The sequence below is a fragment of the Desulfobulbus rhabdoformis genome (genome assembly GCF_016919065.1).
GTDB classification, from domain to species: Bacteria; Desulfobacterota; Desulfobulbia; order Desulfobulbales; family Desulfobulbaceae; genus Desulfobulbus; species Desulfobulbus rhabdoformis.
On the sequence record NZ_JAFFQA010000031.1, the window covers coordinates 1 to 21,192 of the forward strand.

General features: G+C 45.4%; 23 protein-coding genes and 1 riboswitch. Of the genes, 9 read left to right on the plus strand and 14 right to left on the minus strand.

Translation table 11 applies throughout. The features are described from left to right. Window positions 1-155: 155 nt before the first annotated feature. The 7 genes from JWJ90_RS15490 (at window position 156) to JWJ90_RS15520 (ending at window position 4,399) form a co-directional block, all read left to right on the plus strand. Complete coding sequence (locus JWJ90_RS15490) at window positions 156-584, plus strand: hypothetical protein (protein ID WP_205228132.1); 429 nt, start codon at window positions 156-158, stop codon at window positions 582-584. Between the two features lie 141 nt (window positions 585-725). Then, window positions 726-1,229: an OmpA family protein gene (locus JWJ90_RS15495; RefSeq protein WP_205228133.1), complete on the plus strand. Its 504-nt coding sequence runs from the start codon at window positions 726-728 to the stop codon at window positions 1,227-1,229. 57 nt (window positions 1,230-1,286) lie between these two features. After that, window positions 1,287-1,622, plus strand: coding sequence for a hypothetical protein (locus tag JWJ90_RS15500; protein WP_205228134.1), 336 nt, complete (start codon window positions 1,287-1,289; stop codon window positions 1,620-1,622). 30 nt (window positions 1,623-1,652) lie between these two features. Beyond that, window positions 1,653-1,934, plus strand: a complete 282-nt coding sequence (locus JWJ90_RS15505; RefSeq protein WP_205228135.1) for a type IV conjugative transfer system protein TraL — start codon at window positions 1,653-1,655, stop codon at window positions 1,932-1,934. Beyond that, the gene (locus JWJ90_RS15510) at window positions 1,931-2,506 is read left to right on the plus strand and encodes a type IV conjugative transfer system protein TraE (protein ID WP_205228136.1); all 576 of its coding nucleotides are present in this window, start codon (window positions 1,931-1,933) and stop codon (window positions 2,504-2,506) included. The genes JWJ90_RS15505 and JWJ90_RS15510 overlap by 4 nt, the downstream gene beginning before the upstream one ends. Then, on the plus strand, window positions 2,499-3,233 hold the full coding sequence (locus JWJ90_RS15515; protein ID WP_205228137.1) for a TraK domain-containing protein: 735 nt from the start codon (window positions 2,499-2,501) through the stop codon (window positions 3,231-3,233). Before JWJ90_RS15510 ends, JWJ90_RS15515 begins: the two co-directional genes overlap by 8 nt. After that, window positions 3,233-4,399 (plus strand): TraB/VirB10 family protein, encoded by a 1,167-nt coding sequence (locus JWJ90_RS15520; protein WP_205228138.1) that lies wholly within the window; start codon window positions 3,233-3,235, stop codon window positions 4,397-4,399. Before JWJ90_RS15515 ends, JWJ90_RS15520 begins: the two co-directional genes overlap by 1 nt. Before the next feature lie 352 nt (window positions 4,400-4,751). Here JWJ90_RS15520 and JWJ90_RS15525 read toward each other — a convergent pair whose 3' ends face one another. From JWJ90_RS15525 to JWJ90_RS15590, 14 genes are all read right to left on the minus strand, one after another. Beyond that, a complete protein-coding gene (locus JWJ90_RS15525) occupies window positions 4,752-5,846 on the minus strand; it encodes a metallophosphoesterase (protein ID WP_205228139.1) in 1,095 nt (364 codons plus the stop codon). A 35-nt stretch (window positions 5,847-5,881) separates the two neighbouring features. Then, window positions 5,882-6,082, minus strand: a complete 201-nt coding sequence (locus JWJ90_RS15530; RefSeq protein ID WP_205228140.1) for a hypothetical protein — start codon at window positions 6,080-6,082, stop codon at window positions 5,882-5,884. An 81-nt stretch (window positions 6,083-6,163) separates the two neighbouring features. Continuing rightward, window positions 6,164-6,784 (minus strand): hypothetical protein, encoded by a 621-nt coding sequence (locus JWJ90_RS15535; RefSeq protein WP_205228141.1) that lies wholly within the window; start codon window positions 6,782-6,784, stop codon window positions 6,164-6,166. A gap of 25 nt (window positions 6,785-6,809) precedes the next feature. Then, on the minus strand, window positions 6,810-9,353 hold the full coding sequence (locus tag JWJ90_RS15540; protein WP_205228142.1) for a cation-translocating P-type ATPase: 2,544 nt from the start codon (window positions 9,351-9,353) through the stop codon (window positions 6,810-6,812). Between the two features lie 9 nt (window positions 9,354-9,362). After that, on the minus strand, window positions 9,363-9,719 hold the full coding sequence (locus JWJ90_RS15545; protein WP_205228143.1) for a hypothetical protein: 357 nt from the start codon (window positions 9,717-9,719) through the stop codon (window positions 9,363-9,365). 61 nt (window positions 9,720-9,780) lie between these two features. Next, window positions 9,781-10,476, minus strand: coding sequence for a cytochrome b/b6 domain-containing protein (locus JWJ90_RS15550; protein WP_205228144.1), 696 nt, complete (start codon window positions 10,474-10,476; stop codon window positions 9,781-9,783). A 219-nt stretch (window positions 10,477-10,695) separates the two neighbouring features. Continuing rightward, window positions 10,696-12,099, minus strand: coding sequence for a sensor histidine kinase (locus tag JWJ90_RS15555; protein ID WP_205228145.1), 1,404 nt, complete (start codon window positions 12,097-12,099; stop codon window positions 10,696-10,698). Continuing rightward, entirely contained in the window at window positions 12,096-12,770 is a 675-nt protein-coding gene (locus JWJ90_RS15560) for a response regulator (RefSeq protein ID WP_205228146.1), read from the minus strand. Before JWJ90_RS15560 ends, JWJ90_RS15555 begins: the two co-directional genes overlap by 4 nt. A gap of 74 nt (window positions 12,771-12,844) precedes the next feature. Beyond that, window positions 12,845-13,411: a DUF5666 domain-containing protein gene (locus tag JWJ90_RS15565; RefSeq protein WP_205228147.1), complete on the minus strand. Its 567-nt coding sequence runs from the start codon at window positions 13,409-13,411 to the stop codon at window positions 12,845-12,847. A gap of 811 nt (window positions 13,412-14,222) precedes the next feature. Next, a complete protein-coding gene (locus JWJ90_RS15570) occupies window positions 14,223-15,041 on the minus strand; it encodes a DUF1670 domain-containing protein (RefSeq protein ID WP_205228148.1) in 819 nt (272 codons plus the stop codon). After that, complete coding sequence (locus JWJ90_RS15575; protein ID WP_205228149.1) at window positions 15,038-15,898, minus strand: DUF1670 domain-containing protein; 861 nt, start codon at window positions 15,896-15,898, stop codon at window positions 15,038-15,040. Before JWJ90_RS15575 ends, JWJ90_RS15570 begins: the two co-directional genes overlap by 4 nt. 248 nt (window positions 15,899-16,146) lie before the next feature. Further along, entirely contained in the window at window positions 16,147-16,905 is a 759-nt protein-coding gene (locus JWJ90_RS15580; RefSeq protein ID WP_205228150.1) for an energy-coupling factor ABC transporter ATP-binding protein, read from the minus strand. Then, window positions 16,905-17,714: a cobalt ECF transporter T component CbiQ gene (gene cbiQ, locus JWJ90_RS15585; protein WP_205228151.1), complete on the minus strand. Its 810-nt coding sequence runs from the start codon at window positions 17,712-17,714 to the stop codon at window positions 16,905-16,907. The genes JWJ90_RS15580 and cbiQ overlap by 1 nt, the downstream gene beginning before the upstream one ends. 83 nt (window positions 17,715-17,797) lie before the next feature. Further along, window positions 17,798-18,832 (minus strand): energy-coupling factor ABC transporter permease, encoded by a 1,035-nt coding sequence (locus JWJ90_RS15590; RefSeq protein WP_205228152.1) that lies wholly within the window; start codon window positions 18,830-18,832, stop codon window positions 17,798-17,800. A 251-nt stretch (window positions 18,833-19,083) separates the two neighbouring features. Further along, window positions 19,084-19,269, plus strand: a riboswitch (cobalamin riboswitch). 116 nt (window positions 19,270-19,385) lie between these two features. On the opposite strand from JWJ90_RS15590, the gene JWJ90_RS15595 reads away from it, so the two are divergent. Further along, complete coding sequence (locus JWJ90_RS15595; protein WP_205228153.1) at window positions 19,386-20,378, plus strand: sirohydrochlorin cobaltochelatase; 993 nt, start codon at window positions 19,386-19,388, stop codon at window positions 20,376-20,378. A gap of 396 nt (window positions 20,379-20,774) precedes the next feature. Next, entirely contained in the window at window positions 20,775-21,191 is a 417-nt protein-coding gene (locus JWJ90_RS15600) for a TraV family lipoprotein (RefSeq protein ID WP_205228154.1), read from the plus strand. Window position 21,192: the final 1 nt, after the last annotated feature.

Below are 21,192 nucleotides of genomic sequence, written 5' to 3' on the forward strand. Positions count from 1 at the left end.
CGGTGCGGTAGACTGCTGTCTACGATCAAAATGGCCGGAAGGAGAAATCCTTCCGGCCATCTACGTTGGAAAAATAGCTGGTAATTATACGTGAGAAACATGTTGGACGGGAACTTGAGAATCTACAGCATCCAGAAAATTGAAGGAACAATTCGATGATACCTATTTCTGAATATGCAAAGCAAACCACAACGCCTAAGCGAATTATTCGCTATCTGCAGCGTGAGGGTATCATCCAAGATCCACTCGGTAGAGAAGACCAGCTTTGTCTGCAATTCCTAGAAAGAATTTGGGGTAAAAGGGAACTGTTACGTGCCCAGTTGAGCCGCCTGCCACTAAAGGCTCGTCTCAGTTTTCTGAGGACAGCCGACCTTCCAGCGAAATGGGAACGATATGCATCCAGCAGATACTTCAACCTCCCAATTGGCCAAAAACTTGAGATGAACACACTCATTGAAGAAATTCAGACGACCTTCTGCTTTTTACTCACCAGACAACAAATAAAACGCCTCTACAAAATACGAAACCGCGTTCAGGTAGCAAAGCATCGTGAGAAAAAACGTGCTTACGAACAGCCTGGTTAATCTCTTACTGAGCACAAACTAATAAGTAATAAACAGCATTTATTGACACTTACCCTTACCGGCAAAAATCGCATCGGCCCCCAGCTGGAAAAATGGCGGAAAAAATAAGTTGGTCACACAGTCGGAAAAAAGAAGACAGAGATGAAGAACAAAAGCCAAATCATATTTTCTGTATTGACTGCACTCTTTTTGTCATCGGTAGAGCTGAAGGCAATGGAGGTTCGCCAGGAAATGTTCGAATTCCAATCGAATATTACTCGGAAGGTAACGTGCATCACCTTTGTGATCACAGACACTCCAGTAATGAAGAGCAAATCTGCGCAGAATTATCGTCTTCCAATGATCCATTTCGAACTGGGTAGCGCAACTCTTTCCTCCATGGCTGCAAAAACATTCCTCACAAGTATGCAGCGTTTTGGAATTTCGCGGGATACCCCGCTGTTCATCACGGGATATTCCTGTGAACTCGGTTCAGAGCAATTCAACCTCATGCTTTCACTGCAACGTGCTGTTGCAGTCGCCAATTTTCTTGAAAGCAAGGGGTTTAGTGTGACCGCTTTGCAAGCTAAAGGTGAAGCGGATCCCATTACCACCGATCCAGAACAATTATACAAAAATCGGCGGGTTGAGATAAGGACACAATAGCCGACACAGGCAAATGGCATTGGAACAATACTAATTTCTTAACGAGGAGGAAAACAGATGAACGACAAAGTCCTGTCACAGACTGCAAAGGGTAAACAGGGTAGAAATCTTGCAGCTTTCGTCATTATTGCAACCCTTTGTATGATTTCGAGCAATGCAACGGCCATGACCGTGCCGGCGGCAGGTTCGTTTGCCTATGATCTCTACGATATCGGGGTGAACCAAATCCTGCTGGGGCCTATCGGCTTCGTTGCTGGGGTCGCCTGTATGGTGTTTTCGGCAATCCTTGCCATTCGACAAATGATTTTGCCGGCGGCAGGTGTCGTTCTTGGTGGCGCTTTTCTGCTGAAGGCCGATGCAGTCGTCCAGACGATCGGGGCAGTGATCAGTTAAGAGCCGCTGAATACCCAGGAGAAAAGGCAATTGAGCGAAAACAATTTCAGCCACAGATTTCCCCAATACTTGTCGAGACCGATCCAGGTACTCTGGTTCGAGACAGACGAGTTGATCCTCTGTGTCTTCACTCTCACATTGGCTCTTCTTTACGGCAAAATCATGTGGCTGGTTTTTCTCATCACCCAATACCTCTACACCAGGACTAAAAGATCACAACCCAGAGGTTTTCTCAGGCATGTCCTCTATATGTTTGGTTTTATTCAGATGAGAAATTATCCCGATTATTTTCAAAGGGAGTTTCATGAATGAAAGCTGAAATTTTCCTTCAGAAAACAAGCAACCTTTTTGCCCAAAACAGGATGCTCAAATTCACCATCACCATACTGGCGCTTACCGTCATGTTCAATTCCGCCATGGTCTACCGAGCGGTAAAATATCAACGAGTAGTACTGATCCCCCCGACTATGACCGGGACTGTCGAGTTTATCCAGGGCAAACCCAATGACGCTTATATCAGAGACATTAGTAGAAGAATTGTCAATCTGGCAGCCACTTACTCGCCCCCGACAGCACGGGGCCAGTTTGAAGAGCTGCTCGCCTATTTTGCTCCGGAGGCTTATCCGCAGGCTTCCGATTCCTGGTATTCCTTGGCCAGTAGAGTTGAAGAATCACAGGTTAGTTCTGTTTTCTATCTTGAAAAAATCAGTGTCACTGACGGATTTATAGAAATCTTTGGGGATTTCAAACAGTACGCCGGCGATACTCTACTTGAAAATACCAGTAAAACCTATTTGATCGACTATCGCCTTCAAGACGGCAGGTTTTACATCGTATCGTTCAAAGAAAAATTGACGCAACGGCAGGAGCAGGAACGTGGTTAAAATATTTCTCGCGGCGGCTGTCCTAATTCTAACTTCAGCTGGCGACTGCCTGGCAAGCGAGGTTATCCAGGCAGAGATACCAACAGCAGTTGAACTCTCCAACAGGGATATTAACCGGATTGTCTGCCCGGGACCGATGAACGATTTAATTTTCTCTCAGGAAAAGGCCATGACTGGTCATTTTTCCGGCAATAATGGGTTTATCAAATTCAAGATCGAGGATTCCGGGACTGACTATGTCTACGCAGAAACCCAGAGCGAATTGTTTGTGGTCTGTAATAATGCAGTATATACCCTGCTCGTCACACCTGCGGACATCCCCTCTGTAACACTCCGTCTTGCATCCCCCAGCGGTGATACATTCAAGGAAAATATAGACCACTATCAAAAAATGCCTCTTGAGAAACAGGCACTTCTGCTCATCAGAGAAGCATACCACGGTGCCTACCCAGCTAGTTACAGGATAAGCGAATCAACCAGGAAGGTATCTCTTTCTCCAGATTTAGAAATACAACTATTGCAGGTTGTTGATGTTGATGGCGTTGGGCTTCGTTTGAGAAAATATCAGGCAACGTCCCGATCTGGGGTCTCAATTGATTTGAGTGAACACCTTTTCCTCTCCTCATCCATCAGCAATTCAATTCTTGCTGTCGCCGTAGATAATCACACTTTAGAGCCCAACCAGTCCACTATGGTATTCATAGTGGATCAGAAGGAGCGGGAGTAATGAGCCTAAAAAAGAGATTCAACGATCTAGGCCCCAAACAAAAAAAGGTTGTTATCTGGGCGGGGATCGGTGTCGTTTTCATTATTCTAGTTGCCACCGGGTACAACACTTCTGGTCCTGGTACTTCCAAAGGCTTTTTCGGGCAAAAGAAAACTAGAGAAATCCAGCTGGAACCAGATTTGATTCAAAAAACCATGCTCCGTGAACAAAGACGGCAACTTGAGTCTCTCCAGGAAACGGTAGAAAAATTAGCTCGGGAGCAGAAGAAAACAGATCAGCAACTTACCGAAAAGACCCTCCCGGAAATCCCCTCTGCCGAAGAGGTGACTCAACATACAACACTACCGCAACCTCTGCCCAAGGAGCAGCCATGGCCTTTGCCACCTGAAGGAAGAGCCATGCCTGCAAACCTGCCGACGCATGCACAACTTGAGCCAAAGCTGATCGGTGAGATCACTGTATTGTCGAACTCAACTATCGCTTCCGGAGAGCCAGCACCCGGCACCGATAAAAAAAAAGGAAGGACAGTCTACCTTCCCCCTTCCTTTATGGAGGCAAAGCTATTGACCGGTTTCGATGCTTCTACCTCAGGGAAAGGAACCAACAACCCCGAGCCACTCCTTCTCAGAATACAGACCCCGGCGGTTCTTCCCAATGATATCAAGGCCAACCTGGCAGGATGCTTCGTCATTGCCGAAGCAGTCGGTAGGCTTGACAAAGAACGGGCAGATGTGCGGCTCGTCTCACTCTCATGTCTGAGTAACGAGGGTAAAGCAATTATTGATACCCAGGTCAAAGGTTTTGTTACAGACTCCGACAGCAAAGTAGGTTTGTCCGGCCGAGTCGTCTCAAGAATGGGTGCAGCAACTGCCAGAACTATCGTAGCCGGATTCTTTGGTGGTATGGGTGATATGCTTAAATCATCGGCCACGACCCAATCAACTTCAGCTCTCGGAACAACAACGACCATCGATTCCGGTCAAGTGGCAAAATATTCGATTGGTGGGGGATTATCAGAAGGAGCGGCAAGTCTGCACGATTTTTACCTGAGCCTCGCCAAACAAGCGACTCCAGTAATTGAAGTAGGTGCATCAAAAAAGATCACCGTTGTTGTTTCCGAAGGAAAAGAGTTGGAAATCAGGGAGACTCAAGGAGAAACATTGTAGGTGTCTGTAGCTCAATAGTTCATACTCGTATCCGGAATCTGTCGCGCACTTAGCATACACATAGTCATCTACAACAAGGCTAGCTTTCAAGAACTCACACCTTCGACGTGGTAATATTTAAATCAGCCAATATAAACGAACTTCTGTCTAGAATCGGCGAAAGTAAAATATAGACTTGTGTGAACAAGAATCTGTAGATTATGAGATTTGTAGAATACCTTGTTCTTCGATATTTATATTAGCTTTGACATTTTTCGATCGCTGCACTGCAAAACATAACGCAAAAAAAGGGATAAGAAATAGCGATTTGAAGATATAAACACCAAAACTATTTATATGGCGTAATAATTCTTCACTCAGAACGAAGGGTGACATGAAGGATTTCGCTGGGTTGCCAGAGGCGCATACGAGGCCCCCAGGTTCCGGCTCCACGAGTTACCAACAAGGTCATGCCATCTACCTCGTAGCGCCCTTGAAGCTTTGGATGTGCTATCGCGACAAGATGATTGAAAGGCCATAATTGGCCACTATGAGTGTGTCCGGACAGCATGAGGTCGACACCTGCTACTGTGGCATCCTGATAGTTCTCGGGAACATGGGATAGCAATATCAGGCTGCCCGCTGGATGGTCTTGGGGCGGATTCCAAGGTTGATTAGCTTGTGCCTCATTTCGATTGTGGATAGTATTTCGACCAGCCAGAAGTAACCCGGGAGTGACCTCGATACATTCATCCTGCAAGGTGACAATCTTAGCGCGAGTGAAAGAAGAATTTAAATCGCGTTTTTTGCCATGATTCTCATGGTTCCCATTTACTGACCATATACCAAGAGGCGCTGAGAATTTTTGCAAAGCTGGCATAAAGGCTTCGATGTTTTCCCCATGTCCCTCACAAATATCTCCAAGTAAAAAGATCATATCAGGCTTCATATCATTAACTTGCGACACTCTGGATTCAAGCCATTCGGGACCAAGTGTTGAGCCGAGATGGAGATCCGATAGCGCTACCAGGGTCGTACCATCAAGCTTCGTTGACAGGTTATGCAATTTCACTTCATAGTGGGATACTACAGGGGGGCGAACTCCCTGAATTGTTGCCGCCACTGAAAGTATGCACCCGCCAACCATCGCCCAAGCCCGAAGGCGAGGAGCCCAGTGAGGAGAAAAGCAGCCAAAACCAGTGACCAGATCTATGGGAAAAAGGCAGATGAAAATAAGAAAAAGTACGCCTGTAATTGTGATTCCCAGAAATTCTGCAGATGTTGCCCACGCCGAGCTGCTTCCATGTCCAAGAAATCGACCACTTAGAAGAGTGATCCAGACGACAAGACCACTGTAAACAATGGCTTTTTTCGTGGCTACTTGACGTAATGTCCCGACTGAGCACATTCGCCAGACAATATAGGCGAGAAGAATGGTTGTTATAAAAGTCAGGCCTATACCAGACATGGCTCACCGGGCTGCATATTGTATCGCAAAGTTGTTCACTGCAAATTAAAAACGCCGAGCGAAATCTGTGTTTTACTGCAATAAGCTTGCATACATACAAACCACCTAGCCAGCCAGCATTTGCTGGCCAGTGTTGTCAGCTGAGCCCATATTTTCCACGCGACAAATCGATTCCAGATGTTTTTCAACAAGTCAAACCCTGTTTCAAGGCTTGCCAGGTATTCTTTTCCACTCATTTCATTACTCTGTAACTGACGACAATTATCCAAAGAAAGGCTTTCTTCAGATACGGAATTCCAAGGGCCAGAATAAGAAGCTTAACTGTCGTTAGATTCATCACATAGTTCGAGGGATTGTGCGTACCCCCAGACAGCAGTTTTATTCCACGATGGCAGCAATTTGAGTTCGTTAAAGAATACCTTCCTCAGGCCTTCACCAGCTATTTTTTCCTGAGGGCCAAGCCAAATAATACCCGATTCAATATAACATGCCCCGCCGATTGTCTTATTCAATCCATCAATTGTTTGCCAGGAAACAGCAAGGTTGTGGTGGACAGTGATTTTATATCTATTCAACCTGTATGTGCCTGGTTCGACCAGGACTATAGTTTCATAGCCTATTTTATTATTCGCGATGTGCTTGATTTCCTCGCGTGTGAGTCTTTGGAGTAAGCCGATTCGCATAAGACTGGTTGCATGACAGTAATAAATAGTTTTGGTCCATTGAGGTACTTTTCGTAAATATCCATGAAATTCAAGCTTTAAGTAGCCTGGTTCCACATGATCGCAGGGAAGCAGTACGAGAATATTACCGAGGATATAGCATCGGCCGCTCCGCTGGCCACCAAAAGGACTATGCGTGACCCAGGAAAGGGTGCTACCAATACGCTCAATAAGAATAAAGTTGCCGAGGCGGTAGTTGCGTTCATCCCTTAACATATCCATCCCCTTTAATGTATTGTAGTCAGAAACGTTTCTCCATCAACTTGTACAGTTCAAATCCCGTTATACTCAATAACCCTGCGGCAGCGCAGAGGCTTATTTCCAGTAGATCCACCTGTTGAAAAAGAAACATTTCTGTAAAAAATGGAATATTCAGCACCAGAATGAGGAAAATTATTGCACCGCCAACGACCCATTTTACCGTTGGATTAGGAGTAAGCAGGATCCGGAGAATATTTCTCGTCCACGACCGGTTGGATAATATCACAGCAATATTGGAAGAGATCAGGGTTATGAAGGAAAAGGTCCTGACCTCTTCTTCTGAATAGCCAAAATACAAACCAAGTCCGTAAACGGTCAGGACTATGGCTAATACACCAATTCCCTGCATGCAACTAAGGAAAATCTTCCGTCCTCCGAAAAACGGTTCATCGATTTTTACCGGTGGTCTGGACATAACATTCACTTCTGCCTTTTCCGCCTCGAAAATGATGGAACAGGCGGGATCAATGATCAATTCCATGAAAACAATATGGACAGGCCAGAGAATGAGTGGCAGGTCTGAGAAAAAAACTGGAATGAGCGACAGGCCGGCTATAGGGACATGTATTGCAAAAATGTACCCCAGGGCTTTCTGAAGATTGTCAAAAATCCGCCGTCCCATTTTAATCGCCCCGACTATGGAAGCAAAGTTGTCATCCATCAGCACCAGAGAGGAGGCTTCCCGGGCCACATCGGTGCCCTTTTCCCCCATGGCAATTCCAATATGCGCTGCTTTCAGGGCAGGGGCATCATTTACCCCGTCTCCCGTCATGGCAACGATCTCATTATTCCTTTTGAGCGCGTTAACAATTTTAAGCTTCTGTTCCGGTACGACCCTGGCAAAAACATTAACATGCTGAATTTTCAGAGACAAATCAGACTCCGACATCTCATGCAGTTCCTGACCTGATATGCAGGTATCATGGTTTTGTAAGCCTATTTCCCGTGCAATATTCATTGCCGTTACAGGATAGTCTCCGGTAATCATAATCACCCTGATTCCAGCCTGATGACATTCAGCCACTGCTTCCGACACATTTGGCCTGACCGGGTCGGAAAGACCAATGAGGCCGACAAATTCGAAATCAAAATCATGCTGGATATCAGGCAAGTCGGAAGAGTCTATGCCGGCCTTGCCAACGCCCAGAACCCTTAACCCTTTCCCGGCAAGATGTTCGACTGCAGATGCCAGGTTCTGCCGCTGTTCTTCACTCAGGTGGCAGAGATCAAAGATTGCCTCGGGAGCCCCTTTGACGGCTATGGTCTTTTTGTCCGTCCCTGTCTGTCTGAAAACCCTCGACATGGCAAGGAGATCCTTAGAGAGAGGATATTCCTTCAACATTTCCCATTCGCTATGGATATGTTCGGTCCCATCAAGATGCATCTCGCTGAGCTTTAAGATGGCCTTTTCCATGGGGTCAAAAGGATTGGCCTGGCTCGAAAGCATGCCAAATTCGATAATTTCATGGAAGTTTTCCGGAAAACTCCTGGCATCATCTAGAGCGAGAAATTCTGAACCATTATAGAGCCAGGCTACAGTCATTTTGTTCTGGGTAATCGTCCCTGTCTTGTCGGAACACAGCACAGTCGCAGAGCCGAGGGTTTCAATCGCTGCAGGCTTCCTGGTCAAAACACTTTTCTTCGACATACGCCATGCGCCGAGGGCGAGAAACACGGCCAGGACAACGGGAAATTCCTCGGGCAGCATTGCCATGGCCAGCGTCAGTCCCGCAAGAAACCCTTTTAGCAGATCACCTCGGGTCATGGTGTACACCGCGACTACCAGCAGACAGAGAGAGACACCGATAATGGCCAGTTTTTTAATCAGTGCCCCCATCTCCCGTTTCAACTTGGTGTCTTCGCTGGTTACCGATTCCAGAGCCTTGCCGATGCTGCCTATCTCAGTGTTCATGCCAATGGCGGTCACCCTTGCCATGCCATTGCCTTGAACAATCAAAGAACCGGAATAGACAAAAGGCAGATCGTCGCCACCTGGATGCACTTTTTGTTGCCGCAGATCCCATTCGGCCTTCCGCACAGGTACGGATTCTCCGGTCAACAGAGACTCATCCGCCAGGAGATTAAGCGAAGAGAATACTGTAGCATCGGCAGGCACCCTGTCGCCTTCCTGGAGGATAATGGTATCGCCGGTTACCACTTCCCGGCCGGCTATTCTCTTTTCTTGGCCATCGCGCAGGACGAGAGCTCTGGGGCTAGCAAGATCCTTCAAGGCATCCAGGGCTTTTTCGGTCTTCTTTTCCTGGTAAAGCTCTATGCCCATTACCACGAAGACAAAACCTAACAGCATGAGGCCTTCCTGCACATCGCCCAGAATCAGATAGAGTGTGCCACAGGCCACCAGCAGCAAGAACATCGGCTCCTTGGCAACCCCCAAGGCGATTGCAAGGAGGTTTCGGGGCTTGGAAGAAGGCAGTTCGTTAAATCCCTCTCGCGCTAATTTTTCTTGAGCCTCATTTTCACTCAGACCATGCGACAAGTCCGGTTGTTTTGTATTAAAATTCATAGAGGTTTGTTATTTTCCATCCGAAGCAAAGCACGCATCCTTTAAACTCGTGATATTCTCACTGAGAGGAGTTTCAAGCCATACCTGTATATTCATCAGACTCTGCACTTTTTCCCAGCAACCAACCTTGACGACGGCCGGAATATCTCTAACCCCTCCTGTGAGATTTTCCACCTGCTCCTTGATATTTACATCGCGTCCAATCTGTGCCACCTGCTGAACGGCCGTAAAACCTACCCAGAGGATCAGACCACCCAACAGCAGCATACCGAGACAACCAATGCCAAGAAATATTTTGAGCTTTCGTTTAAGTTGATCATTGGCCTTAAAATTATTAAATGCTTTATGTAACTCTGATTGGTTCATGTATTTACCCTTCCTTTTTGTGCCAGATGATATTTGCTTGATGAAACTTCTAATTGGACAGCTATTCGCTTTTTATGTCTTTTTTTCCTGTAATGATTCCTTTTACAAGGTTTTCGTTATGCATTTTACTTGAAACAGCAACTCCAACTATATGTAGACAAATCAAAAACAACATGAATTGTGCTGACATTTCATGAATGTCACTCCAGATGCTGTCGCCATCATTATCTTTCTTTTCCGAACTGCCGCCCTCAATAGCATCTTTTCCCGCGTTATTACTCCCTTCATTTTCTTCATCGTCATCATCTTCCTCTTCTTTTTCATCATCTGCATAGGCATTTTCAACAATAGATAATGTACTGCCAAGTCCAAATGAAGGATTTTCTCCCTTGGTTGCATAAGCGGCATATCCACTCAGACAGATAAGTATACTGTTTGTAATCAACAGAAGAATCATCCAGGAAGCTGCGGGATTGTGACCGATATAGTGTGTTGGTTTCCCACCCACGAGTTCTTTCAGGTAGTTTATACCCTTTGCAGGAGAACATATAAAATCACTAAAACGAGCATATTTTGTACCCCAAAAGCCCCAACATATTCTTGCTATCACAAGCAACAAAACTACATATCCAACATAACGATGAAGAGGTCCTTTATCATCTCCAGTTACATATGCCACAAAGAAGAGCGGCAATAACGACCAGTGAAAAACTCGTATAAACATGTCCCATACGACTATCTGTTTTTTTTCGCTCATTTCTTTCTCCAGAAATATCATTGTGTGTTTCTTTCCGCCCTATCCGTTGCTTTCGAAAATAGCCGACTTGCAGTTTCTTCAGGATCAGCTCCTTCACTCATAATAATCGACTCAATCTTTTTATAGGAAACCGTATCGAGCAAGCCGCCGATGGATAACAGAAATCGATCGCAGGGCAAAACATCAACAATTTCAGGCTAGATGTCCTCAAGAGGCTTATCACGACACCGACAGAGGAAGAGTAATCGTAAAACGACTGCCCTCACCCACGATACTGTCCACCATGATCGTTCCATGGTGGCCTTCAACTATTAACTTAACAATATTGAGACCAAGACCCGTTCCATCGCTATTTCTTACGGCGTCAGACCTGTAAAAGCGGTCGAATATTCGGTTCCTGTCTTCTTCGGCGATTCCAATTCCAGTATCCGAGACCATAACATGCACTGTTCCGTTTTTTTGCATGTAGGAGACATCCACCACACCGTTCTCTTTGTTATACCTCACCGCGTTCTCGATCAGATTGAGTAGCGCTTCCGTCAACCTTTCACCATCACCCTGCAGTACAATGTCTTTTAAGGAAGATACGTTGACACTGACGGTCCTCTGCTCGGCCAGAGGTTGAACCAACCTGAGAGCATTGTCCACGCAAACTTTCAAGGAGACATCTCTTAAAGTAGACGCTGACAGTGCCCCAGCATCGAGCCGTGCTAGCGAAAGCAAGTCGTTTATAAGCCTACCCATATTGGCGGAGACGTCTTGGATCGTCACAAGAGCTTCACGATACTCTTCCTTGCTGCGATCTTTGAGGAGGAGTACGTCGCAATGGGCCTTGATCACCGACACTGGTGTCTTGAGTTCATGGGAGGCATCAGACACCAGTCTCCTTTCGGATTCAAAGGCGCTTTGCAGTCTGTCCAGCATATCGTTGAACGATTCCGCAAGTCCATCCAACTCCTGAACTTCAGTTCTGACCACAAGTCTGTTATCGAGACTCCTGTGAGTGATCCTACTGATTGAGGCTGTGAAGATATCCAGAGGCAAAAGGGAACGTATTATTATCCATCTGTTCATAAGGCAAACGATCAGAATGCTTGCAAGGATAACTATCATCAAAATGTTACGGTAGGTATGTATCATCTCAACATATTCCCGGATGCTTTCTGCGACAAATATATCGAAGGACTGACCGTAGGTGCTAAAACTATGGTGAAGCGTTCTAATCGGTTCTCTATCTGGCCCTATGGCCATATAGATCTTTTCGTTCTTCTCGGCATCAGAGGATGCAATGTTCCCGGATGCCAGGTCAAAATCACCCTCCACCATGGATGGAGAGGCTGCCAGGAGAAGGCCGTTCATCAGTACTTTATAGTAGTGGCCGGATCTCGGTAGGGAATATTCACCGAGCATGATTTCCGAAAGCTCAATTTCTATGTTGTTGTTCTCTTCATGCAAAAGCCCGGTGATGAGTTGTTCTTTTGAGTGGAGCGACTGGTCGACCGATTCCAGTAGGATCTGTTCAACTTCATGATATAAAAATACACCCAAGGAAAGAAGCAGGGTAACAATGAAAGAGAAAGACCACGCAAAGAGTCTGCCTTTAATCGATCTCAGCCAGATCATTGCTCCCCCTTCAAGACATAACCAGCACCCCTTACCGTCACAATCAATTGCCTGTCATAGCCCTTATCTATCTTATTTCTAAGGTAATTGACGTAGACATCAATAATATTGCTGTCCAAATCGAAATCCGTGTCATACAGATGCTCAGTCAGTTCCGTTCTGCCTATCACCCGGCCACTGTTCAATGCGAGATATTCGAGGAGATTGTATTCCTTGGCGGACAGATTGATCTCCTTTCCCGACCTGGTTACCGTCTTGGCATTCATATCCAAGGACAGATCATCTATAACTATGACGGGAGACGCCTTACCCATGCTTCTTCGTATAACGGTGTTCAAGCGTGCCAGTAGCTCTGAAAAATCAAATGGCTTTACAAGGTAATCATCAGCCCCGAGGTTCAAACCTCGTACCCTGTCCTCAAGCTCTCCCTTTGCCGTCAGCATCAGGACCGGAACCCCTATCTTTTTTGCCCTGAGTTTATTGAGAACAGTAAGACCATCGACCTTTGGAAGAAGTATATCGAGAAGTACGGCATCGTATGGATAGGTTCCAGCCATAAAGAGTCCATCTTCACCGTCAAGGGCCACATCGACGACAAAACCGCTCTCCTCCAGTCCCTTCTTCAAAATCGCGGCAAGTCTTTTCTCATCTTCAATGACAAGAATTCTCATAACGCCTCACCCTTCTATATGCGTTTTCGTCATGGCCAAACCCTTCATTGCCCTTTCACCCTTTAGTGTAACGCTTATTGTGTCTTTATCCGGCCGGCCTGAAAAGTCTCTCCCGATTTGACACCAACTACTTCCACCAGAGCTCCAAGAGTAGCTCTGCCATTTTTTTCTTCTATTATTGTGTCTTTTAAGACAAGAACCTCCTCGCCCCCAATAATCCAGGTACCCAGATTCCCTTTTGGTATTTTTTCTACCTTGCCGGTGATTTTCTGTTCAGTTATTCCGTGTGAAGCATTCGATTTTGCTCTTTTGACTTCTACTTTTTCTACAGTAAAGGTGTTATCCAATTTTATGCCTCTAATTTCGACATAAGCACCGGGCTCAATTAACCCATGTTTTTGCTCTAGGCGGGTTCTCTCCGTTACAACAAATTCTCGTCCATTAACGATCCATATCCCCGCTAGTCCAGCATCTGGAAGTTTCTCTACTGTACCGTAAATTTTACTCCGATATCCCGCAGGGTGATGCGTACCATCGCCTATTCGTTTGCCATGCTCAAAATCATCTTCGCTGCTGAATACCGGCCAAGCCATACAAGCAAGGACAAACCCCATTAACAAAGTGATCATTAAGGTTTTCATAATCGCTCCAAGAGATTTAATAATAAGAGCCGTTTTTTCGAAAAACTTTCTTCGTATTTCATACACCTTCTCTTACATACGACCTCTTTTCGACCAAAATGACGATTACAGAAGAAAGGATCCCCTCTATGCCTCGTAAAGGCATTAATTATCTTATTGGTGCTACTTCTCACTTCCGCTAACTACACCTCTCGCGTCGTACCCAACATGTACTATTTTAGTTGGCGCAAGTAACCTCCCCCTATGAGTATGAGCCTGACGCAGTTTGTGGCCAAATAATTCAAAGTCAGTTCAATCCAATATAAATAAAAAAAATGAAGCAGTAGAATACGAATGCAAAGTTAATGTTCAGTTCCGTAAAATTTATACCTTTGATTTCAAAATAACATGAACAGGATTAAAGGAAGATTAAAGCCTGTTCTTTTTTCATCGAACGCTAACTTTATTTGGCCGAAAGAGAATCAGGGGACATTTGCCCTCAGCTCACAAATCTAAAAATATCAGAAAGATAGGCTCAGTTTTACAGATTGACATAATCCGCAGATCATGTTTTGTCTTAATGCTTGATCGTGTTGCGGAAAAAGTAAGGGGTAGTTTAAGGAGGTATGGGGTGGCTGTAAGTTTAAAAAGGGGTTCCACAATTCACAGATCAAATCACCAGCGAAGTCGGCGACAAACTCGGCAAAATAATCACAAATGGATATTTATTTACCACTTAAACAATTCTCAAAGGGTTTTGGAGAATTGGTTTTGAATTTGCAGAAATATTTAAAAAGGGCGTATGCCCTGAAGGGTTATTTACCCTGCCAGGTTAGAAAGGGATGTCATTGAAGATGCTCCCATCTTTCCCTATCTGTTCATTGATAGCAACCTGATTTTCTTCTATCAGGTTTACATATTCAAACACAAGATTCTCGCTGACCTTGGCGACAAAAGCCGTATCTTTCGGTGTAAGTCCCCTCTGAAGACAGGCAAGAATGCGTTTATAATCTTTGACATACCGAGTTATTGCCTCCGGTGAATGGTTGGTTTCTCTGGCTGTTTCCTGAACCGATTTTCCTTCGACGATCATCTTGTAACAGATCTGCCGTTTATGGGTGACGGACCGTCCCATATCATGGATGGTTCCTCGCCGTGGCACAAGAGTTTGATGTTCTTTTTCCCATTGTCGTACATAGTTGGAAATGGTTGCCGGACTCAAGCGCATCATGGTTGCAACATCGACCCCGGTTAGAACCCCGCCCTGTTCTTTTGCCTGATGAAAAAGTCTGATCGTTGCCCGTTGACGGGTCTGCTTTTTTCTTTCTCCCTTAAGGGCTGCCTCTATGTCCTCAGGGGCGATCATATCAACGAAGACCGGCTTGATCTTCGTCTTTATCATAGATTTTCCATAGGCAGCATGCTCTTTTTCGTCAACTGCAGGCCACATCACCTGTCCCATGCGCAGATGGGTGTTTGCCGGATAGAAGTCATCAACCAGTTTCTGGATATTGTTGACTATTACCTGTCGAGTCAAATGACCGCCCATCTGCGGGCATTGCTGTTCGAAGAAAAGAGACAGAGCAGAAGCAAACGTCTTTTTCTGCAGTGGACCGAACTGCGCCTCAAGGCTGGAAATGGAAGATTTCATGTGTTCCTCCTTCCGCTCGGCCCATGCTTTTTTTTGAAATCAATGTTCTTATAGTAAACCCGGCCTCGGGCCTCAATCTCGGCAATTTTTTCCCGATAGGCCCGATCTTCACAGGCATCGGTGTGCAGAGCAAGATAGGTATTGACGGTGTGGAGGGAAACGCCGACGACCAGGGCGGTTTTCAGGTTATTGCGAAAGCGGCGTTGACAGTAAACGACTCGGCAGAAGGTGTCGATATAACGTTCCACTGCTGTCAGGGAATGCTTAATGGCTCGAGCAATTTCGACAGGTTCTTTTTCTGCCAGAAAGAGGTTTATTGCCTGAACTCTGTGCGTCACACCGGGACCGATGTCTTTCTGCTGTCCTCGAGTGGGAACCGAAATACCTTGTTTGCGAAGCTCTTGAATATCACGGCGGATGGTTCGGACATCAGTATCAAGGATTTCAGCCAAGTCCTCTTGAGAAAGAAGGGCTTGTTGTTCCTGTGCCTCAACCGCCATCCGGTTGATCTGTTGCTGGCGCTTGGCAGAACGGCTGTAAAGCCTGCGAACTTCCGTGTCCTCCTTAGGTTTGATATGGGTCAGAATAATTCTTCGCAGTTTGCAGGATGCTAATGGTTTCCCTGGTGGTTCATTCATATCCACCGCTGTCCAGATCATCTGACCAGGCTGCAGGATGTTTCCCTCGCCATGATCGCCAATGGCAAAGATTTCTTTAGCCTTTTCAACAATAACCTCGGATTCGAAAGGCGAACAGTTGGTTCCATCGGTAATGAGATTGATAAACATGGTCTCAATTGTCTTGAGATTTAACCGGGCTTCATGTAACTCTTTTTGATGGGCGTATGTTTGGATCATGGGTTACCTCCTTTAATGGTCGCTCTTGCACACTGCGGTCTTTCAACTACAGTATAGCACGAGCAGGGTACCTCTTCCGGACATACGCCCTAATCGGAATTAGTGCAGGAACCATCAGTCGAAAATCTAATTGTCGGTTAAACGGTAACTGAACTCGACAAGACAAAGTGAAAATTGAAATAACAGATATATCGGGCCCAGATAAGAAACTCTCCTTCTTCGCCTCCTCTTAAATTGAGTATATCTAGCTATTGCACTTTAGGGCCTATTACTGGAGAAGGCTGCATTCTGAGAGGTTTTTCAAGGTGACATGTTGCCAAAAGAGCCGTGTTCTGAAAAATTTCCACCGTTGGGCCATCAGCCATTATTTTACCTTCCAGGATAACGATGGTGCGCTCACAGAGGTCAAGTACCATATCGAGATCATGAGTAGCGATAATCTTGGTATGATGAAAACCAGATAAAAGGTCAATAAGAGAACGACGAGCTCTGGGGTCAAGGTTTGAGGTTGGTTCATCCATGACAAGAATATCCGGACTCATAGCAAGTACAGTTGCAATGGCAACCGCGCGTTTTTCTCCACCAGAGAGTTTATATGGCGGACGGTCTTTGAGATGTTCTGAATTTGTTCTGGATAGCGCCTCTATAACTCTTTCTTCTACTTCTTCTACTGCCAGTCCCAAATTCAGCGGGCCAAAGGCGACATCATCGTAGACTGTCGGCATAAAAAGCTGGTCGTCAGAATTTTGAAAAACCATTCCGACCGTTTTTCGAATGTTCTTAATTGTCTTCCGGGTCAGCGGAAAATCGCCTATTCTTACCTTACCGTTCTGGGGGGTCAGATATCCATTCAGGTGCAATAGCAAAGTCGACTTCCCTGCACCATTGGCCCCAACAACGGCTACCGATTCACCATGGTGAATACGAAATGAGATCCCGTCTACTGCCTTTGTGCCATCTGCATAAGTATAGCTGAGATCTTGAACTTCGACGATATGATGGCTCATTAGGTTATTCCAGTAATCAATCGCCCAAACATCGCAGGGATATTATAGCAGCGCATAAGTAGAAGAATTGCAAAACATACTGCAAAAAAAAAGAGGTCCAGCTTGGCCATTCGTAATGTCTGGCAAACCCGGATATTTCCATCAAATCCGCGGCAAAGCATCGCCAGGTGAATCCGTTGAGCTCTATCAAGAGTTCTCAGAAGTAGCTGACCTGCCAGATGCATATAGATTCTCATGGCTATCGCTCGTCCATCAAAGGTGCGTAGGGTCATAGCCTGGTACATACGCAGCCCTTCCTCGAGCAAAACAAAAATATACCGGTAAAGCATCAGCAATTGTACTGCAAAGATCTTTGGCATTCCTAGCTTCACCATGGCGAAGCAGATAGTATTAAAACCTGTAGAAGCTATCAAGACTAACACAGCACCGACACAGAGACAAAACCGCAACAATATTGACACAAAGGAAACCCACCCCCCCGTTATGGTAATTGCTCCCAGAACCATAATCGGTTGCTGATCGAACCAAGGGTTAAAGATACCGACCATGATAGCAAACGGCGATACCAGTACTATTTTTTTCAACAGAAAAGGAGTCGGGATTTCCGCCAGGTTAATGACAATGATGAGAAAAAGACCAAAAGGTAAGATAGCGGAAATTGTGTATTTATGGAATGAAACAACGCACAATACAAAAATTGAGGCAACTAAAACTTTTACGCGTGGATCAATTCGGTGAATGACCGTGTCATTGTTCGCCATCTCCTCTAATTTGGTGAGATCAAAAAATGCGGTATCAATTTTAGCCATGCAAATTTATCTCTAATTCTATCTAATGCATAAAAAATGGCAGGAGAGTCATTCATTCTCCCCTACCATTTTAAAAACGCCTATCAAGCTGTCTTGCTGCGTTTTCTAAAGAGAAAACCTATTGACAGTGCAAGGGCTAGAGTCATCACCCCCCCTACCAGCCCGGAAATTGTCGTGCCACTGTCAACGGCCGGCCAAGACCCGGTTTCCGCCAAGCCTTCGGCTTCAGGGTCACCTGCTTTGAAGCTGTAATCTGGCAAGAAGGATGTTTTTTCCTGCAAAACAGCAAGAGTATGATGTATCCCCTTTTCCGGCGCCTCCAATTCTTCGTGCCCGGAAACCTTAAACATCGACCACTCCAACCCATCAGGAGAGGAAGATGCAAACCAGGAAAGAGCCCCTCCGGTAATAACTGCGGCTACTCCAAGAGCGCCAATAACTTTTGTTAAAGATATGTCTCCCAAGGGTCGAGTGTCAGCAGTCAGCTCAAGTAATTCGGGCCGTGACTTCCAGATAAAAGAGACTACTGCGGCCGTAACAAGCCCCTCCACAAGACCAATGGCGAGATGTATCGGCAGCATTACAGAAATAAATGCATTAAATGGCAGTTCCGATATACCAGAAGAAACCGTCTGCAAAACAACTCCTGCGGCCCCCAGTTGCAAACCAATGACTGCTCCAAGCGTTGCCCCTATGGTAATTCTCAGTGGTGTCGGGTTTATTCCGGCAATTGGTTTATAGATAAATGGATATGCGATAAAACATGGAAAGACACCAAGGTTGAAGACATTACAGCCTAACGCCAACAAACCACCATCTGCAAAGAACAATGCCTGCACCATCAGTACTGAAGCTATCGTCAAAAATGCCGCGTGCGGGCCAAGTAAAATAGCAAGTAGCAAACCTCCGCCCAAATGCCCGGAGGAACCCGTGGCAGGAATGGTGAAATTAATCATCTGGGCAGCAAAGATAAAAGCACCGAGAACCCCCATTAGAGGAATTTTACGGTCATCAAGATCTTCTTTGACTTTTTTGGAGCAATAGAAAATTGTTCCAGCTGTTGCTACCCACATAGCGCCACCAACAGCAGGCGATAAAAGCGCGTCGGCCATATGCATTTGGTTGTCCCTCCTAGCAAAATTAATGATCGTTATCTGGTATGCTTCTGCATATAAGAAAACATAACAAAGCACCCAGGTAACACTTTTTTAGAATTCGTATTACAATGTAGTTACAAAATCCAAATTCGTGTGTCAACCCAAAAGATATCGTTCATCCCCCTCCTCTGTTCTTTTCGACAAGAATCGTTGAACCAGCTGTCTAACGGTTGAGGTTAATCAACATATTGACGTTAGGTTGTATTTCATTTATATTCATTGTACTTTCAGGTGCTTGGCAACAAGCTGAAAAGGGAACCCGGTGGAAATCCGGGACGGGCCCGCCGCTGTAATCGGGGACAAATTCCACGGTAAAGCCACTGTTCCTTTAGGAATGGGAAGGTGTGGAAGGAGAAAGATCCGAGAGTCAGAAGACCTACCTGAATTTCTGTTCGTGTTCTCCGGTAAAGAAACGGACTAAGAGTAATCTGGGAGACGATAGGGATATCCTGGATCAATTATTTAATTGGTCTGGGATTTTTGTTTTCCAGACCGTGAAAAGAAGGAGGTTATTATGAAGTTGAAGTCATTTTTTTTCGCGGTTGTCGTTATGTTTCTGGCTGTGACAACACATTGTCACGCAAGCGGTGCCTACGAAGTAACACATAAAAATGCCATTGTTCTCGCAATGTTTGGCACCACAGTGGAGCCCGCGCTACAAGGATTGCTCAATATCCGCTCTAAAATCATCACCAAATATCCGGACACAACAGTGCGGATAGCATTCACTTCAAATATTATCCGAAAAAAATGGCAGCACCGGGCTGAAGATGCAGAATATATTAAAGCTCACCCTGAAATACCTACAGATATCCTCCACGTAAAGACGCCACTTGCCACAATTGCAGATTTGCAGAACAATGGCTATGACACCATAGTCATACAGCCAACACATATTTCAATGGGAGAGGAATTTCTTGACCTACACACATACGTAGATGCACTGATGAACATGGGCACCTTAAAAAAGGCTAAGTATAAACCTTTTTATAAAGTGGTTCTAGGTAGACCAGCACTGGGTACATATGGCTTAAAACACCCCTATGCCGAAGACATTAATGCAGTTGCAGAGATAATGGAGCCGGATGTTAAACGTGCAATCAACGAAAAAGCAGGGCTTCTTTACATGGGGCATGGCAATGAATTTTTTCCCGGTAATGGAGGGATATATCTAGAGCTGGCGGCCAAGATGCGGAAGATATATCCCGATGTTGTAACCGCTATCGGAAATGTGGAGGGATATCCTGGCATTGAAGATGTTATTGAAACCTTGAAACTGTATGGGATCAAAAGGGTAATTCTTAAACCGTTTATGGTGGTTGCCGGTGATCATACAATTAATGACATGGCCGGCCCCGAAGATGATTCATGGAAATCTATTCTAGAGAAAAACGGCTTTGAAGTTATTGTTGTAACTGAAGGACTTGGCGAAAATGACAATTTTGCCGATATCTTTGTCAATCATGCCGCTGATGCTGCCGAGGACGCTGGGATAACACTCAAGTAAACTCCTTACCAAGTTGAAAATATCTGGTCCAATATCATATTGGTCCAGGTATTTTCTTTTAGTGGAGCCTCTTTCTTGGCATGCATCACCTGCCTCGAGAATACCTCTGGAAGTAAATCAAATTAGAACGCGATTGCCGCTCAAAACTACCCAAATGCCACACTGCTCAGTGTGAGTGTTATACTATATCATGTTAATTTTAATTGCTTTTCGCCTGTTATCAACTTTGACATAGCGGCTCTTTTGCACTCAAAACCAGCCCTCTGATCCCTTCAATGCTTTCTCCGCTATTTCCGATCCATTTCACAAGTCATCCCCTGAGAAAATAGATAGTAAGAAAAAAGATGATCCTTGCACTCCCCGTTGGTGTGATAATTCGAATCTTGGGAATGACCTGTGAACAAATTGAACCAAATTGTCGGATATCTCTTTCTCCTCTTTGTGCTACTCCTCGCAGGCTGTGGCCCTGTGCTCAATCCCTATAATGAGGATTTCATATGTCGCGCAAAGGATGATGCTGGAGAATGTATCGACACACCCACTGCTTACCAAAAAGCCCGGTATCCGAAGACAGAAGCAGCGGTTACCCAAGATCCTGCAGAAACAGCCCAGCAAGAGCTACAAGAAAACCGTTACAAAATAGTTAGCGAGCTTCTTAAAGAAGAAACAAAGCCTCTTCTACAGCCGCCAAAAATTCTCAGGGTTCTCCTGCTCCCTTATAAAGGGGAGGATCAAGAACTATTCATGAGCCGCTACGTCTATCTCAAGATTGAGGACTCGCAATGGGTTCTCACCGATCTCGAGGAGCGATAGC